Genomic DNA, 2,185 nt, shown 5'->3' with positions numbered 1-2,185 from the left:
GCTGGCCGCGGCACGGGGACGACGCGCGGGGCGGGCGCTGCTGTGCAGGAGCCGACGGCCCGCGCCGCGTGCCGCCGTCGTCGTCTTCCCGCCCCCGGACCGCCGGGGAGTTCCGGGGGCGATAGTGGGCGTTATCCCGGCGGGATACCACCGGAAATCGCCCCCAAACGCGGCGGGGAACGGGGAGGGAAGGGTCGCGGGCCGGGGACCGGGTGCGCCGGGTCAGTTCGCGTGCAGCGCCGCGTTCAGTTCGACGGTCCGGCCGGCGCGGGGGAGGGCCTCGACCCCGCCCGTGGTGGAGTTGCGGCGGAACAGCAGGTTCGGCACGCCGGAGAGGTCCACGGCCTTCACGGTGTGCGCCGTCTCGCCGTCCTGCAGCACGCTCACGCGCGTGCCCGCGGTGACGTACAGACCGGCCTCGACCACGCAGCCGTCGCCGACGGAGATGCCCACGCCGGAGTTCGCGCCGAGCAGCACGTGCTCGCCGATCACGATCCGCTGGGTGCCGCCGCCGGAGAGCGTGCCCATGATGGACGCGCCGCCTCCGACGTCGGACCCGTCGCCCACCACGACTCCGGCCGAGATCCGGCCCTCCACCATCGAGTGCCCCAGGGTGCCCGCGTTGAAGTTCACGAAGCCCTCGTGCATCACGGTCGTCCCCTCGGCCAGGTGGGCGCCCAGGCGCACCCGGTCCGCGTCGCCGATGCGCACCCCGGAGGGCACGACGTAGTCCGTCATGCGCGGGAACTTGTCCACGCCGTACACCTGCACGGCGCCGCGGGCACGCAGCCTCGCCCGCGTCAGCTCGAAGTCCGCGACCGCGCAGGGTCCGTGGTTCGTCCACACCACGTTGGTGAGCAGCCCGAAGACGCCGTCGAGGTTGAGCTCGTTCGGCCGCACCAGGCGGTGCGAGAGCACGTGCAGGCGCAGCCACGCGTCCGCGGTGGAGGCCGGGGCGGCGTCCAGGTCGACCTCCAGCTCGACGACGGCCTGCGTGGTCCCGCGGTCCGCGTCGTCCGCGGCGAGGGCGCGCAGGGTGTCGCGCAGCGAGGCGTCCGCAGCGGAGAGCGGACCGGCCACGGGGGCGGGGAACCACACGTCCAGGACGGCGCCGTCGGCGGCCGTGGTGGCCAGGCCGTGGCCGGAGACGAGACGGGGGGAGGGCTGCTGTGCAGCGGTCTGGGTCATGCGCCTCAGCCTACTGAGTGGCGGTGGCACGCTGCAGGGCGGTGGGAGGCGCGTCCGTAGACTGGACACATGAGTCTCACCCCCGTGCCCCTGCCCGACCTCGCCGATCCGGACCTCGACGTCGCGGCGCTCACCGCCACCCTGCTGGACGTGCGCTCCGTCTCGGGGGAGGAGGGGCCGCTGGCCGACGCCGTCGAGCAGGCCCTGCGCGCCCTCGGCGGCCTCGAGGTGCGGCGGTTCGGGGACGCCGTCGTCGCCCGCACCGCTCTGGGGCGGCCGACCCGCGTGATCCTCGCCGGGCACCTGGACACGGTGCCTCTGCCCACCGTGCCGGGCTCGCGCGGGACCGTGCCCTCGGCGTGGGACGGGGACGTGCTGTACGGCCGCGGAGCCGTGGACATGAAGTCCGGCGTCGCCGTGCAGCTGGCCCTGGCCGGCCGCTTCGGCCGCGCGGACGGCCCGACCCCCGTGCACGACGTCACGTGGGTGTTCTACGACCACGAGGAGGTCTCCTCGGACCTCTCGGGCCTCGCCCGCGTGGCCCGCCAGGCCCCCGACCTGCTGGAGGGCGACTTCGCGGTGCTGCTCGAGCCGACCGACGGCGTCGTGGAGGGCGGCTGCAACGGCACGTGCCGGTACCGCGTCACCTTCCCCGGCGTCGCGGCGCACTCGGGCCGCGCCTGGCGCGGCGACAACGCGATCCACAAGCTGGCCCCCGTGCTCACCGCCCTGGCGGCGTACGAGCCGGCCACGGTCACGGTGGAGGGCCTGGAGTACCGCGAGGGGCTGCACGCGATCCGCGTGGCCGGCGGCGTCGCGGGCAACGTCATCCCGGACGAGGCGTCCGTGGACCTGAACTACCGGTTCGCTCCGGACAAGACCCTCGAGCAGGCCCACGCGCACGTCCGCACGGTGCTGGAGGGGGCCGGCGTGGACTGGGACGCCCAGGTGCGGATCGACGACGCCTCGCCCGCCGCCCGCCCCGGTCTGGACCGGC

2 protein-coding genes are annotated in these 2,185 nt (G+C 75.3%); one reads left to right on the top strand and one right to left on the bottom strand.

The window, feature by feature from the left end:
- Positions 1-222: 222 nt before the first annotated feature.
- Complete coding sequence (dapD, locus tag HMPREF3105_RS12040) at positions 223-1,188, bottom strand: 2,3,4,5-tetrahydropyridine-2,6-dicarboxylate N-succinyltransferase (protein WP_070709830.1); 966 nt, start codon at positions 1,186-1,188, stop codon at positions 223-225.
- Between the two features lie 69 nt (positions 1,189-1,257).
- On the opposite strand from dapD, the gene dapE reads away from it, so the two are divergent.
- Positions 1,258-2,185: succinyl-diaminopimelate desuccinylase (gene dapE, locus HMPREF3105_RS12035; protein WP_070709828.1), on the top strand; the 928-nt coding region annotated here is incomplete at its 3' end.

Origin of the sequence: Micrococcus sp. HMSC31B01 (assembly GCF_001816085.1) — a bacterium.
GTDB lineage: Bacteria > Actinomycetota > Actinomycetes > Actinomycetales > Micrococcaceae > Micrococcus > Micrococcus luteus.
Note: the sequence above shows the minus strand (reverse complement) of the source record. Positions and strands in the feature narration are given on the sequence as shown.